The sequence below is a fragment of the Cryobacterium zhongshanensis genome, assembly GCF_022760445.1.
Classification (GTDB): domain Bacteria; phylum Actinomycetota; class Actinomycetes; order Actinomycetales; family Microbacteriaceae; genus Cryobacterium; species Cryobacterium algoricola.
Map to the genome: position 1 here is coordinate 1,085,844 of NZ_JALGAR010000001.1, position 12,988 is coordinate 1,098,831.

The 12,988-nt window shown below is 67.1% G+C and carries 13 protein-coding genes and 1 tRNA gene; 8 read left to right on the plus strand and 6 right to left on the minus strand.

Features of this window, described 5'->3' with window-relative positions:
* The first annotated feature begins 31 nt into the window (after positions 1 to 31).
* On the plus strand, positions 32 to 1,756 hold the full coding sequence (locus tag MQH31_RS04945) for a SulP family inorganic anion transporter (protein WP_243011145.1): 1,725 nt from the start codon (positions 32 to 34) through the stop codon (positions 1,754 to 1,756).
* A 29-nt stretch (positions 1,757 to 1,785) separates the two neighbouring features.
* On the opposite strand, the gene MQH31_RS04950 is transcribed toward MQH31_RS04945, so the two are convergent.
* Both MQH31_RS04950 and MQH31_RS04955 read right to left on the minus strand, forming a co-directional pair.
* On the minus strand, positions 1,786 to 2,454 hold the full coding sequence (locus MQH31_RS04950) for a septum formation family protein (protein ID WP_243011146.1): 669 nt from the start codon (positions 2,452 to 2,454) through the stop codon (positions 1,786 to 1,788).
* Positions 2,454 to 3,329, minus strand: a complete 876-nt coding sequence (locus MQH31_RS04955; RefSeq protein ID WP_372488127.1) for an inositol monophosphatase family protein — start codon at positions 3,327 to 3,329, stop codon at positions 2,454 to 2,456. The genes MQH31_RS04950 and MQH31_RS04955 overlap by 1 nt, the downstream gene beginning before the upstream one ends.
* A 132-nt stretch (positions 3,330 to 3,461) precedes the next feature.
* Between MQH31_RS04955 and MQH31_RS04960 the strand changes: the two genes are divergently transcribed.
* Together MQH31_RS04960 and MQH31_RS04965 are read left to right on the plus strand one after the other, a co-directional pair.
* A tRNA-Lys gene (locus MQH31_RS04960) sits at positions 3,462 to 3,537 on the plus strand.
* Positions 3,538 to 3,776: 239 nt separating this feature from the next.
* Complete coding sequence (locus tag MQH31_RS04965; protein ID WP_243011147.1) at positions 3,777 to 3,944, plus strand: hypothetical protein; 168 nt, start codon at positions 3,777 to 3,779, stop codon at positions 3,942 to 3,944.
* Between the two features lie 9 nt (positions 3,945 to 3,953).
* Here MQH31_RS04965 and MQH31_RS04970 read toward each other — a convergent pair whose 3' ends face one another.
* Positions 3,954 to 4,826 (minus strand): hypothetical protein, encoded by an 873-nt coding sequence (locus tag MQH31_RS04970; protein WP_243011148.1) that lies wholly within the window; start codon positions 4,824 to 4,826, stop codon positions 3,954 to 3,956.
* Positions 4,827 to 5,427: 601 nt separating this feature from the next.
* Between MQH31_RS04970 and MQH31_RS04975 the strand changes: the two genes are divergently transcribed.
* Complete coding sequence (locus tag MQH31_RS04975; protein ID WP_243011149.1) at positions 5,428 to 6,081, plus strand: hypothetical protein; 654 nt, start codon at positions 5,428 to 5,430, stop codon at positions 6,079 to 6,081.
* A 497-nt stretch (positions 6,082 to 6,578) separates the two neighbouring features.
* Positions 6,579 to 7,187: a hypothetical protein gene (locus MQH31_RS04980; RefSeq protein ID WP_243011150.1), complete on the plus strand. Its 609-nt coding sequence runs from the start codon at positions 6,579 to 6,581 to the stop codon at positions 7,185 to 7,187.
* Between the two features lie 165 nt (positions 7,188 to 7,352).
* Here the strand turns inward: MQH31_RS04980 and MQH31_RS04985 are convergent, their stop codons facing one another.
* The gene (locus MQH31_RS04985; RefSeq protein WP_243011151.1) at positions 7,353 to 8,837 is read right to left on the minus strand and encodes an HNH endonuclease signature motif containing protein; all 1,485 of its coding nucleotides are present in this window, start codon (positions 8,835 to 8,837) and stop codon (positions 7,353 to 7,355) included.
* A gap of 239 nt (positions 8,838 to 9,076) precedes the next feature.
* Between MQH31_RS04985 and MQH31_RS04990 the strand changes: the two genes are divergently transcribed.
* The 3 genes from MQH31_RS04990 to MQH31_RS05000 all read left to right on the plus strand — a co-directional run bounded on the left by MQH31_RS04990 (position 9,077) and on the right by MQH31_RS05000 (position 11,034).
* Complete coding sequence (locus MQH31_RS04990; protein ID WP_243011152.1) at positions 9,077 to 9,451, plus strand: hypothetical protein; 375 nt, start codon at positions 9,077 to 9,079, stop codon at positions 9,449 to 9,451.
* A gap of 476 nt (positions 9,452 to 9,927) precedes the next feature.
* Complete coding sequence (locus tag MQH31_RS04995) at positions 9,928 to 10,569, plus strand: ScbR family autoregulator-binding transcription factor (RefSeq protein WP_243011153.1); 642 nt, start codon at positions 9,928 to 9,930, stop codon at positions 10,567 to 10,569.
* Positions 10,570 to 10,647: 78 nt separating this feature from the next.
* Positions 10,648 to 11,034, plus strand: coding sequence for a DUF1622 domain-containing protein (locus MQH31_RS05000; RefSeq protein WP_243011154.1), 387 nt, complete (start codon positions 10,648 to 10,650; stop codon positions 11,032 to 11,034).
* 74 nt (positions 11,035 to 11,108) lie between these two features.
* Here the strand turns inward: MQH31_RS05000 and MQH31_RS05005 are convergent, their stop codons facing one another.
* Positions 11,109 to 11,771 (minus strand): GAP family protein, encoded by a 663-nt coding sequence (locus MQH31_RS05005; protein ID WP_134532560.1) that lies wholly within the window; start codon positions 11,769 to 11,771, stop codon positions 11,109 to 11,111.
* A 9-nt stretch (positions 11,772 to 11,780) separates the two neighbouring features.
* Positions 11,781 to 12,953 (minus strand): AI-2E family transporter, encoded by a 1,173-nt coding sequence (locus MQH31_RS05010; RefSeq protein WP_243011155.1) that lies wholly within the window; start codon positions 12,951 to 12,953, stop codon positions 11,781 to 11,783.
* Positions 12,954 to 12,988 lie beyond the last annotated feature (35 nt).

The window sequence follows — 12,988 nt, forward strand, 5'->3', positions numbered from 1 at the left end:
CGCGGCATGATGACTTCGGACGAGGAGCCGGATGGCCGTCAACGGACTGCGCAGATGGGTGCCGGGTGTCGCGACGGCGCTGAGCTACCGGCGCTCGTGGCTGCTGAAGGATCTGCGCGCGGGGGCGATCCTGACCGCCCTGCTCATCCCGGTCGGCATCGGTTATGCCGAGGTCGCCGGCCTTCCGCCCGAGACCGGCCTCTTCGCCACGATCGTCCCCCTCATCGCCTACGCCGTCTTCGGGCCCTCCCGGATCCTGGTGCTCGCCCCGGACTCGGCGCTGGCGCCGATCATCGCCGCGGCCATCCTGCCGCTCGCCGCGGGGGACAGCGGCCGGGCCGTTGCCCTCGCCGGACTCCTGGGCGTCATGGTCGGTGCGGTACTCATCCTGGGCGGACTACTGCGCCTGGGGTTCGTGACCGACCTGCTCTCCAAGCCGCTCCGGGTCGGCTACCTCAATGCGCTCGCGGTGATCGTCATCCTGTCGCAGATCCCACCGCTCCTCGGCTTCTCCATCTCCTCGGAGTCGCCCCTGGGAGATGCGATCGCCATCGTCACCGGCATCGCGCGCGGCCAGGTGAACCCGACCGCGATGCTGTTCGGAATCGGTTCACTCGTCGTCATCCTGGTCCTGGTCTGGACGAAGAGCCGCATCCCCGGGATCCTCGTCGCGGTCGTGGCCTCGACGGTCCTGACGGGAGTCCTCAGGCTCCACGGCGACATCCCCGTCGTCGGCGCTCTCCCCGCCGGGCTCCCGGCACCCGCCCTCGCCGGCCTGCAGGGGGCGGATGTCGTCGGCCTGGCCCTTCCCGCGCTCGGGATGGCGCTCATCGCCTTCGCTGACACCGCGGTGCTCTCCCGCACTTTCGCCGCCCGCCGCGGGGACAACGTCGACGGCAGCCAGGAGATGGTGGCGGTCGGCGCCTCGAACCTGTTCGCCGGCCTGCTGGGCGGGTTTCCCATTTCGGCGTCGTCGTCGCGTACGGCCGCCGCTGAGAATGCCGGGGCGCGCTCGCAACTTGCGGGAGTGGCCGGGGCGGTGCTTCTCGTCCTGTTCATGCTGCTCGCACCCGGGGTCACGGACTATCTGCCCTCCGCCACGATCGCGGCCGTCGTCATGGTCGCGGCGGCGGGGCTTGTCGACATCACGGGATTCGTCGCCCTCGTGCGGATGAGCAGGACCGATGCCTTCCTGTCCGTCGCCGCCTTCCTCGGCGTGCTCGTCGTCGGAGTGATCGAGGGGATCATCGTCGCGGTCGTCCTGTCGCTCGGCGAGTTCGTCGGTCACGCCTGGCGGCCGTATCGGGCGGAGTTAGGCCGTATCCGCGGTCTCCGGGGCTACCACGACCTGTCGCGGCATCCGGACGGCGAGCGCCTGCCCGGCATCGTCATCGTGCGTTTCGACGCGCCGCTCTTCTTCGCCAATGGCGGGATCTTCGACGACTATGTGCGGGCGACGGTCAGCGCGGCCGGTCCCGACGTTCGCACCGTCATCCTGGCTGCGGAGCCCATCACCGATATCGACACCACGGCCGTCGACGAACTGCTCGAGCTCGACGAATTCCTGACATCGCGCGGCGCCACCCTCATCTTCGCGGAGATGAAAGGGCCGGTTAAAGACGTGCTGCGTCGCTATGGGCTGGGCACACGGTTCCCTCCGGAGCGCTTCGCCGACACCGTCGGCGCCGCCGTCGACAGGGCGACGGGCACGCTGCGTGGGGACCTCGACGGCACCCAGTGGGACAGCGAAGCCTGACCCGTCGAACCGGAGGGGCAGCCCTCGCGTCAGCGGCGGGCCTGGGCGAGGGTTCCGGTCACGGGCCCAGCAGGGTCGTCGATGAGGCACGAGACCAGATGGCTGCCGGAGATCGTCCAGTCGTCCTCCGGCGGAATGAAGTAGTTGTAGTCGAGCTGGGAACCGTCGTATGCGCTTCCGGTGAAGGCTTCGAACCGGGTGCCGCAGCCGTCTTCGGCCGCGGCGACGACCGCGTCCTCGCCGGGATACGTCCCGATCGGCAGGTCGAAGCCGGCGTAGACCTCGAAGGCATGCGGCTCGGTGCACGGCACCAGTGTGACGGTCGAAGTGGATGCGAGGTCGGCGTCCCCGAGGCCGTCCAAGCAATCCCCGACGAGGACGTCCGCTACCTCGATCGGCGCCGCCGTTGCTGACGCGGCAACCGAGCCGTTCCCGGCACCCGCCGAGGGAGAGAGGCTGGCGACCGCAGCGCATCCGCTCGCTGCGAGCGACAGGCCGAGGGCGAGCGCCGCAGCGGCGACGGCGCGCGTGACGACCGAGCGCGTGACGACGCAGGGCGTGACGACGGAGGGCGTGACGACGGAGGGCGTGACGACGGAGGGCGTGACGACGGAGCGTGTGACGACGCAGCGCGTGACGAGTGCGCGCCGGGCAGAGAGCCTGGCGCTCCGCCCCGCCCCGGGGAGCGAGGGCGGCATCAGCCGTGACGGGCCGTGCGGGCGCCGCCGCCCGCCGCCGTGCGGAGGGCCTCAAGGGTTGCGGCGTGCAGGAGCCCGTTCGTGGCGAGCGAGCTGCCGTGCCAGGGGCCCTCGAGCCCGTCGGCCGAGGTGAACGTGCCGCCGGCCTCCTGAACGATCGGGATGAGTGCAGCCAGGTCGTACGGCTTGAGGTCGAATTCGGCCACGATATCGAGCACGCCCTCGGCGAGGAGCATGTACGACCACATGTCGCCATATGCCCGGGTGCGCCAGACCGATCGCGACAGGGCGACAAGTTCGTCGAGATGGCCGGTCTGATCCCACTGCTGAATGCTGTTGTAGCTGAGAGAGGCATCGGGGAGGGTCGCGACGCCCGAGACCTGGAGTTGGCGCGGCGCGGCGTCGGGGGTGCGCTCGTCGCTCGACCAGGCTCCGGTGCCCGTGCGTGCCCACCAGCGCTTGCCGAGGGCGGGGGAGCTCACCACGCCGACGACGGGCACTCCGTCGACCGCGAGCGAGATCAGGGTGCCCCAGATCTGAACGCCGCGGAGGAAACCTGCTGTGCCGTCGATCGGGTCGATGATCCACTGTCGCACGGTCGAGCCGGCGGTTCCGTACTCCTCGCCGAGAATGCCGTCGTTCGGACGACGTTCGGACAGGAGGGTCCGGATGGCCCGTTCGACGGCCTGGTCGGCGTCGGTCACCGGGGTGCGGTCCGGCTTGGTCGTGACGACGAGGTCCATCGCGGTGAAGCGGTCGCGTGAGATGGCGTCCGCGGCGTCGGCGAGCTCGATGGCGAGGGCCAGATCCTCGTCGAGGCTGTAGACGGTGTCAGAGGTCGAGGGCTCGTCTGAGGCGTTGTTTCGGGCAGGAATTGTCGCGTCGGTCACACTCCCAAGGATAGTAATTTCCGCGCGACTCACCGGTGCGCGGCCTCGATTGGCGCCGGAGACGTTTCCGGTGTTATTCTCTAGAGTCGCTTCGGGTCGTCCCGGAGTAACAAATACGCACCTCTAGCTCAATTGGCAGAGCAACTGACTCTTAATCAGTGGGTTCCGGGTTCAAGTCCCGGGGGGTGCACCAAGAAGCAATAAAAGCCCCGGTCAGATGCAAATCTGTTCGGGGCTTTTTCATTCTTCGTTGCTTCGCCAGCGCTTTACCAGCGGATTCAGCAAGCTCCCGGCGCGCCACGTCAGCTTGCGGGGTTGTAGAGAACCACGTTTTCGGTCCGGAATTGCGGGAATTTCGTAGTCAGATTGCCAACCTCGACGTGGAAGGCGGGGAAGCCAGCGGCGCCAGCCCCGCGGTTGACCGGCGATACCTTGACGTTGGACGCCCAGCTCGCGGTCACCCGTGAAGGTGTGGACGTCTTCGTTGAACTCAAGCTCGAGGGACTTCCCCTCTTCGAGACCTGGATGGGGACGTTCGAGAGCAAGGAGCTCGCCGACAGCCGCCGGCAGAGCTACCTCGCGGAACTCACGGCGAGCTGAAGCAGGGACCTAGGAGCCGCAGAGTTTGGTACCGCCCATGCCGTTGGATGTCAGGCAGGCGCCGTTGTTGCTACCGAGCCCGATGCCGCCGCCGCCGACGGGGTGACTGCCGCTGGGACCGGAACCACCACTGCTACCGGAACCACTCGAGCTGCTGCCGCTGGAGGAACCGGAACCAGAGCTGGACGACATGCTCTTCTTCGCCGCAGCCTGGGCAGCGGCGACTCGCGCAGCCTCGGCCGCAGCAGCTTCAGCAGCGACTCGCGCCGCTTCAATCTCGGCGGCGATGCGGGCTGCTTCTTCACTCTGGAAGGCAGTGAAATCTGCCGTCATTGCTGTGCCGCTCGTGTCGAGCGCCGTGGTGGCGGTCTTCTCCGCTGCGGTGAGCGCGACGATCCGTTCCGCCTGGGCACGCTCGGTGCAGGTGGTGGGGATCACGATCTCCGCCAGGTCTGCGCGCGCCGTGGTTGCGGCACTGACCAGGTCGGCGCCACTGGGTCGACCAGCGACGGCAGCGACCTCGGCAACAGCCGGAACGGCCTCCGTAGCCGCCACGGCTGCGACTGGCGCAATCGATGCGACGCCCGGTCGGGCTGCGTAGGCTGTGCTGGTTCCGCCGTTAGCGGGCAACGTGGTGCTCGTGACGGCCACGAGGGCCGCATCGGTTGCCGCGAGAGACGCAGTTGCGAGCTTGCTAGCGCTCGCGCCGTCCTTCAGGGCCACCGTGCACTGACGAGCGGTCTCTTGGGCGTTGGCGTTGGCCACGGTTACGGAGGTGACGGTGATGCCTGCGGCAACGAGCACCGCAGCGGCAATGATGGCGATGAGCTTCTTGCGTGGCATCCGCGTCCTCTCGCCTGAGGGGCTGATGGGTTCGGTCATGGTCGTCAGACCCTTTTCTTGATTGCCGGAAGTGGTGAGTGCATTGTCTACTGTCGGTCGCGATGCGGCGCCAGGAAAGCAGTACCGAGTCGAACGGCTCATCGCGTGCCACCCCCAGCGAGATCCGACGAGGACAAAGTTCTCCCTGGTTAGCGCAGTGAAGTCCCGTTTAAGGCGGTCCGGAAGGGGTGCAACGCGCTGCATGGGCACGACGACGGGGCGACCGGTGACAACATCCAGTGCGCGGACAATCGGCTTCCCTTCCATCACCCCACCGGAATGTTGGGGGTGCTGCCGCGTCCAACCAACTGGCTGCCACGGGTCACCTTGCAGGTACCCGACGGCCTCGTTCGTAGCTGGCGTCTGCGCCATGTTGAGAACGACATTTGTGCCCTGACGTTCGGGAAGCTGCCAGCGGTCTGCTGGCAACCAATGAGCGTCCTCGAAGCTGCCAGAGGCGGCGCCACGCTCGGGACCCGCTTGCGAATTGAGATGCCGGCGAGAGGCGTGGAGAGCGCGAGCGAGTTCATCCCATCCGGGGTGGGCAGGCCCCCTTTGGGGGTGGGTCACTCTCTGCTGATGACGAGTACAGTGCGGCAACATGGCTACTTCTCAGAATCCTGCTCCTGTGGCACCCGGCCGGGCCTGGACCGTCGGGGGTGTCCTGCTGCTGGTCAGCGTGGTCTTCGGAGTGGCCGCGCAGGCCGTGACCACACTGATCGGCGCGGGTGGCGTCATCCGTGTGGCGGTGTATGCGGCGGCCCTGCTCGTGTTCGCGTTCGGACTGCGCGGATCGGGGAGTGTCACGGCACGGCGGCCACTGGGTACTGCCGCGTTGACCGTGCTGGCTGTCTGGCTGGTCCTGGGACAAGTCTTCTCGTCCGTTCTGATCGCGGCCTTCCCGCACGATTCGCCGCCGGGGTCGTTGCTTCAGTTCGGGTATATCGATCCCTTCGTCCAGTTCGCGGCCGCTCTCGTTGCCGTCATCCAGATCGCTCGGGCCGGTGTCGTTCCGGCGCCGTGGAATTGGGCGCCCGCCTGGGCTCTGGTTGCAGTGTCCGTGCCGTGGCTGTTGACGCAGGTCATCGCAGCCGGGGACACTCAACAATCTGCGCTGACGCCGATCATCCTGATCGGTGCCCTCGATGGACTGATCCGAGTCGGCAGCGCTCTGTTCCTCGGCGTGCTGGCCATCGTCTGCGGCGATCGATTGAGTCGGTCACGGAGCCGCTCGACGCCGTCGATGGCCGACTAACGAATCACAGCGACCCAGGCCATGGATCTGACTCCCGCTGAATTGCTCGCCGGCCCCCGCGGAAGGCGCCTGTGCCTGGACGCGGCGCTGCGAGGGGGGAACCACGAGAGCGCTGCAGTGGATGCGCTCACAGCGGCCGTGACCCAGGTGGCTTACGATCTGGATCCTGGGCGCGGAACATCGCGGGTCCTGGCCGGGGCGGGCGGCGGCGAGTATTCACATCTGCACACCTCGCCTGAAGACGTCGCGCGTCTCCTGAACAGCCTGCCCCTCGCCGAACCTCACGACGGCGCAGTGCTGTCGTCGCTGCGCTCTGCCGTGAGCCCGACGGCGAGAACGTCCTCGTCAGCGTGCCGGAGGTTCGAGAGGCGCTCGGCCGCATGGCGACTGCGCTGATTGCCTCGGCCTGCGCCGTCGGCTGGAAGGACCCGGTAGACACGACCGGGCAGTGGGCCGTTTCGTTTCCCGGCACCACGGGCTCCGCGTAATCGACCCCGGTGAACGCCGGAGAGGTGCTCGAGCAGTGGCACGCGCACCAGCTCGACGAGGAGGCCGTCGCCGACCGCGAGCGGCCTCCCGATCCCGAAGCCAGGTTCAGCGGGACCTGGTGGTCGCGGCCACCGTACTTGTTGACGCGCACCACTCGATGGCTGGCAGGGAGGGGCCCCGTCGGCCTGTGGCTCGTGGAGGACGGGCTCGACTGGGCTGCGGCCGCCGCCCGAAGAATCCGTGTTCCCGGAGACGTCCGGATCTACGAGATCGATGGCCCCGATGCGTGGGCGGAGCTGTGCCGGCGATACCCGCTCGACGTCACCGCATCCCGTCGGCAGGACTGGTACCGCACCACAGGCCGACGGGGGAGTTGGGTCATCCCGGACTGGCAGGACGTCAAGCGGGACGTCGACGCAGTTCACGTGTCGGTCGCCGGGTACCTGACCACCGCCGGGAGGGCGATCGTGGTCGATGATGATCGGGCGAGCGTCCTCGCGGGGTGGGACCCGGACCAGACCTACTGGTTCCGAGACGTCGCCACTGAAACGGCAACAGATCAGGAGTGGACGTATGACCGGGGACCTGATGTCTGGACCATGGCGTCAAGCCGGTAGTGGTCAGAGCCAGCATCCCGAACCGGGCTCCCTGATGACCAGATGGGGATCGCTTCGAGTCTGGCTGCGCAAGGATCTCGAGCCGGACCTGGCACGCACGGTTGATGCTCCGCCTCCCTCCACCGAAGGGGCTCACGCGGTCGAGGAGACGCCGCCGTACAGCGTCTAGAACGGGCTGGGGTCGTCAGGGTTGTCGGGGTCGTCGGGTGTGGGGTCGAGGTTCCAGACGTCCACGACGGGGGCCGGCGGTCTGGGTGCGGGTTGGGGTTTCCGGGGTGGTCGCATGTCGGCGGAGGGTTCCACGATGTAGCGATACCCGGCCGGGGACGTCCACTCGATGCGACCGTCGCCGAGGTGCCGGGGTGTCCATCTCGTGTAGCTCTTCACCGCGTGGTGATACGGGCAGAGATGGGCGAGGTTCATTGCGTCCGTCTGCCCGCCGTGCTGCCATTCCACGCTGTGGTCCACGTCGGAGCGTTTCGCTGACCGGCGGCAGCCGGGGAAGGTGCAGGTTTCATCCCGCACCTCGAGCCACTTCTTCAAGGCGGCCGGGACTTTGTAGGTGTCGCGGCCCATCGAGAGCACGACCCCGGTCTCGGGGTGAGTGAGTAGCCGGGTGAAGCTCGGCGCACCGGCCGCGAGCCGCCGGGCGGTGTCGGGGTCGATCGGCCCGTACCCGGCCAGATAGCCCGGTTCCTCACTCTTCCCCAGCAAGGTCAGGACGGGGACGGTGACATTCACCTGCGCGGAGACTCCGGCACCGGTCCCGTCCGGGGTGACCCCGCCGATCAAGACGTCGGTGAGTACGTCCGCGGCGAGCTGGGTCAGTGTGCGTTCCTCGTCCGGGCCCTGCAAGGTGAGGGCGGTGTCGAGGGTGCGGTGGTACGCGGCCTGGATCTTCTCCGCGTCGCCGGTCACATACAGGGACGCCATGCTGTCGTTGAGGGCCTGGAACACCACGTGTCGCTCCTCGACGCTTTTCTGGTGCCGGGCGGTGATGGTCTCCGGGTGCGTGCGTTCCCGGACCCTCCGCGCCCGGTCGGCGAGCTTCGCCACGGTGAACACTTCCGCGTCGGGCACGAGGACGTCCTCGAACACGGCGCGGGCCCGGGCGGCGGCGTCCGGGTCGCCGTCGACGGTGATGCCCCAGGCCTGATCCATGATCACTTGCGCGTGCCGGTAACTGATCGCCCCGGAGGACAATGCTTCCCGGGTTGCGGGGAGTTCCTCGGCCAGGGTGCGGCTGGCTTCGATCAGGGTTTCCGTCGTGCGCCGCGGCAGCCGGAGCAGGGCGCCGACCTCGCAGGTGAACTCTTCCTTCGTGGCCTCCTCCGGCGACCACGGCGGGCGCCGCCCACCGGCCCGCACGGCGGCCTCCGCCCGGGCCCGGCCGACGTCGGCCAGTACCCGCTGCGCGGTATAGATCGCATCAGCCCGTTTCGCGGCGGCCCGGTTCATTTCCCGGTCCGCCTCCTTGATCGCGTCGTAGACCTCGGCCAGGGACGGCTCCACCAGGCCGAGGTGGCGGGCGTTGAGGTAGCTATCGGGAGGGACGTCAGGAGGGGTCCCGGGTGGGGGCTCCGCAGTGCTGTCGACATTGCTGTCCACGGGGCTGTCCAGGTGAGATTCTGAGGGTTCTTCAGCTGTCATGGGGGCACTCTACGGACGACCACCGACATTCCACCGGCATCCGCACGCCCACAAATCACCTGTGGAAAAGCCGGTCAAACGTACTATGTTGAGGACGGGCGCTTAGCCAGACAGCGTTCCTGTGCCGGGTGCGATCATGGTTCCGCACGTCCCGGATGATGGTGCGCGCACGACACGGGTTCTAGGGGGAGTTCATGCCAATTCGAATCACAAGCACGTCAACGAAGATCGCGTACGTCGTGGCGAGCTGCGTAGTCTTCATTCTCGGCGCGGCATTGGCGATCGGCCTCCCGTCGTCGGCCGTCCCCGTCGTTGCCGGGGTGTTGGCACTGATCGTGGTCGGATTTGCCGTGCGCACCTTTCGTGGCGAGGGCGAACCGGTCGAGCAGAGGCGGCCCTGGTGGAAAATGACGGCGCGTCCGACGTCGGGTTTCGTTTTCGCGCTGTTGTTCGGCTCGCAGGCGATTTACGTGCTGCTCACCTTCCGAGGCGGTTCGGACTCCGCCTCCTCGATAATTCCGATTGTCGTTGATGGCTTGATCGCGACGATGTTCGCTCTCTCGTCGCTGCGGCTGAGGGCACTGGACCGCACGACCGCTTCGGAGAAGCAGTAAGACCTCGACGCGAGCGAGAAGTTCGACCAGGATTTTCTTGTGCAGAACCGACCTGTTGCAGCGCAGATGGCGTACACTCATCGAGGGGAACCAAACAAACGGGGAAACCGGTTTTTTATTTGATTGACGGGGGCGTTCGCTGACTGGCGCAGTGCCGACGTCGACGATGCCGGGGGCGGTGAGCACGGTGCTGAACTCACGTTCGGCCGGTGCCGAGCTCTCCGAACAAACATCTGGGGGGAAGTTTGAAACAATCAACGCGAGCGCAGCTGGCAGACATTTCAACAGCACTCGTCATCGCCGGTCTCGTATTCATGCCGCTCTTTTGGCTCGGATACGCGGTGGGGCCGGTCCTGGGCATCTCCGTGGTGATGGCAGCCGGAGTCCTGATGATTCGGGTGGCGCTGAGGCAGGCACCGAAGGTCGAGTCACTCCGTGAACCGGAGTGACGATGTGCAAACACCCGAAGGATCACGATGACCGTCATGCAGGAGCGAGCGATGCTGACTCGCGAGAAGGTCATCGCGGGGGCCGCTGACGTCTTCTATCGCCTGGGCTTCGGCGGCGCGACACTCGCGGACATCATCGCAGCCGCCGGCGTCACGAAGGGTGCCCTGTACTTTCACTTCCCGTCCAAGGACGACGTCGCCTTCGCGGTGATCGATGCGGAGCACGAGATCGCGACCGCTGCCGCGACACGGATACTCGAATCATCGAGCGGGCCGCTCGAGTCGATGCTCCGGCTCTGTGCGGACCTCGCTGAACGCCTGACCACCGATCCCATCGTTCGTGCCGGCATCCGCCTCACCACGGAGACATCAACGTTCGATCGGTCGGTGACGCGTCCCTACGAAGACTGGCTCGCAACCTTCGAGACTCTGGCCCGGGCCGCCACTGTGGCGGGCGAGCTCCGCGCCGACACGGATGCCGAGAAGCTGGCGCACTTCATCATTCCCGCATTCACGGGGGTCCAGATGGTCTCCGACGTCTTCACTGAGCGCGCCGACCTGCGGCAGCGAGTTCGGGAAATGTGGGAGATCCTCCTGCCCGGCCTGGTGCCTCCCGGTAGCCAGGGTTCCAGCGAGCGGATGCTGGCGGCGGCTTTCCCTGCTCGGTGACGCCGGCTGCAGAGGGACGAGCCTCGCCCGGGAGGTGAAGACGGGGTAACGTCTGAGCACCCGAGGGGAAGGATGGCTATGGACTTCGAGCAGGTCATTTCGGCCGGCGTGCAGGTGGTCGAGGCCGCCGGCGCGATCATCATGGTGCTCGGCGGGGCCCTGGCCTTTGCTGTCGCCCTGCCGCGGGTGCTGCGAACCGCCACCCGCACCCAGGCGTACGTCGGCCTTCGTCGTGACCTGGGCCGGGCCATCCTGCTCGGTCTCGAGGTCCTGATCGTGGCGGATATCATCCGGACCATCCTCGTCGAACCGACCGTGGAGAGTGTCCTCGTCCTGGCCGTGATCGTGGTGATCCGGGTCGTGTTGAGCTTCTCGCTCGAGGTCGAAATGGACGGGGTCTGGCCGTGGTCACGCTGGCGCGTCGATCCTGTTGCCTCCGTGAGCGCGGATCCGCCCGCTCACTGATCGCGGGGCGAGAACCTCCGTTTCGTGCAGGCACGGCCGGCGTTCTGGCAACGTCAACCCCCGGGGTCGAGGGGTCAGATCCGGGTCATTCCGTCGCCGAGGATGAGGGCTCCGAGCATGAGGGCCACGACGACGGTGACGGTCTGGGACGGGTTGATGATGCGCTTCTTGAGCGCCTCGAGCGGCTTGACCATGGTCTGCGGTGACGCCAGGGTCATGATGACGGGAACCGCGACGCTCGAGACTCCGATGACGGTGTAGACGAGGATACAGATCACCAACTCGGCCAGGGGGAGCGCGCGCGCACTCAGGGCGAGCCCGGCGGCCGTGCCGAGGACGAGCGCCTTGGGCCGGATGTTGAGCACGAGTCCGACCCCGGCGCAGGACACCGGGCCCAGCGTCGCGATGCGGTTGAGCCAGGCGGGTTCCGCCAACCGGGGCGGGGACGGATGCAGGAGCTTCCACACGCCGGATGCGAGGAGAGCGGCGCCGAGGGCGATCTCGACCCAGCCGAGGGCGGGTTGGACGACGGACATGTCTGCCGGGGGAAGCCAGGTCAACGTCGCCGTGAACAGGGCCGTGACGATGATCAGCCCGACGGTCCAGCCCACGAGGAAGGCCGGGGCCGACCAGCGCTGCTTCGGAGACAGCAACAGCAGTACCGTCACCAGGAGGGGCGTGGTGCTGAGCGCGACGGCGAGCGCCAGCGGGAGCAGTCGTCCGATTGTGGGCAGCATGGGAGCGCCTCACGCCGTGCGCCGGGGCTCCGGCGCGTTCGCGGGCGTCGGGTCTGGCGGCTTGGGAGCCTTCGATTTCCGCGCATTCTTGTCTGCGACATCCGCCTCCTTCAGGAGGCGACGCGTCTCGGTGGTCGGTCCGAATGCCGGTCTGACCCACGCGATGTCTGGATCGGAGTCGACGAGGAACGTTCGTGCCAGCAGCGTGAGGGGGATCGCGAGGATGGCGCCGATCGGTCCGATCACGACGGCCCAGAACAGCACAGAGAAGAAGGTGATGGTCTGGTTGAGGGAGACCGCGCTGCCGACGGCCTTGGGCTGGATGATCGACTGCACGCCGCCGTTGATCACGCCGTAGACGATGATCACGGCGATCACGGTCGGCCAGCCGCCGACAAGATAGCCGAACACGATGGGCGGGGTGATGGCGAAGAAATAGCCGATGTTGGGGATGAAGCTGCAGAGAAAGGCCAGGAGTCCCCAGAGCAGCGCGGCGGGCACCTGGAGGATCCACAGCGCGATGGTGTTGAGAAGCCCCTGCGCCAATCCGAGCACGGTCGTCACGACCATGTAGCGGCGAACATTCGCGGCGAAGGTCTTGAGGGCATCGACGAGGCCGGGCCTGCGCTGACTCAACTGCCCGAGGATGGTGTGCGCATAGGACGCGTCCGAGGACATCAGGATCAGCATGGTCAGGACGATGACCAGGAAGCCGACGATGCCGAAGAAGCTGCCGAGGAAACCGGTGAGGTAGGGGACGAACCGGCTGGGCGTGAAACCCTCTGTCATCGCCTGGATCTGCGCGTCGCCAATGCCGATCGTGTTGAGGAGCTCGCTCAGGGAGACGCCGAGGTCGTGGATCTCCGCGGCATAGTTGGGCAGCATCGAGACGAACTGGGAGATGGCCACGATGACGACGTAGAAGAAGCCGGACAGCAGAGCAAAGACGACGAGGATCACCGATCCGGTCGCGAGGCCGTGCGGTACTCCACGCTTCTCCAGGCGCACCCGCACCGGATGCGCGCAGATGGAGAGCACGAGAGTGAGCAGGACCGGCGCCAGAATGCCGCGGATGCTGCTCATCCCGATCGCCGTGACCGTTGCGGCGGCGAGGCCGACGAGGAGCAGCGTCCCGCGCGGATACCGGGGCAGGGGAGTGGGATCGGGTCCGACGATGCTCATACTTGTCCCGCCATCCTCTTGATGGGTTGTCCATC

Bases quoted from the DNA above. Each gene is read 5' to 3' on its own strand.
- MQH31_RS04970 (WP_243011148.1), bottom strand. From the start codon at position 4,826: ATGACCGAACCCATCAGCCCCTCAGGCGAGAGGACGCGGATGCCACGC.
- MQH31_RS05005 (WP_134532560.1), bottom strand. From the start codon at position 11,771: ATGCTGCCCACAATCGGACGACTGCTCCCGCTGGCGCTCGCCGTCGCG.
- MQH31_RS05000 (WP_243011154.1), top strand. From the start codon at position 10,648: ATGGACTTCGAGCAGGTCATTTCGGCCGGCGTGCAGGTGGTCGAGGCC.
- MQH31_RS05010 (WP_243011155.1), bottom strand. From the start codon at position 12,953: ATGAGCATCGTCGGACCCGATCCCACTCCCCTGCCCCGGTATCCGCGC.
- MQH31_RS04950 (WP_243011146.1), bottom strand. From the start codon at position 2,454: ATGCCGCCCTCGCTCCCCGGGGCGGGGCGGAGCGCCAGGCTCTCTGCC.
- MQH31_RS04985 (WP_243011151.1), bottom strand. From the start codon at position 8,837: ATGACAGCTGAAGAACCCTCAGAATCTCACCTGGACAGCCCCGTGGAC.
- MQH31_RS04945 (WP_243011145.1), top strand. From the start codon at position 32: ATGGCCGTCAACGGACTGCGCAGATGGGTGCCGGGTGTCGCGACGGCG.
- MQH31_RS04975 (WP_243011149.1), top strand. From the start codon at position 5,428: ATGGCTACTTCTCAGAATCCTGCTCCTGTGGCACCCGGCCGGGCCTGG.
- MQH31_RS04995 (WP_243011153.1), top strand. From the start codon at position 9,928: ATGACCGTCATGCAGGAGCGAGCGATGCTGACTCGCGAGAAGGTCATC.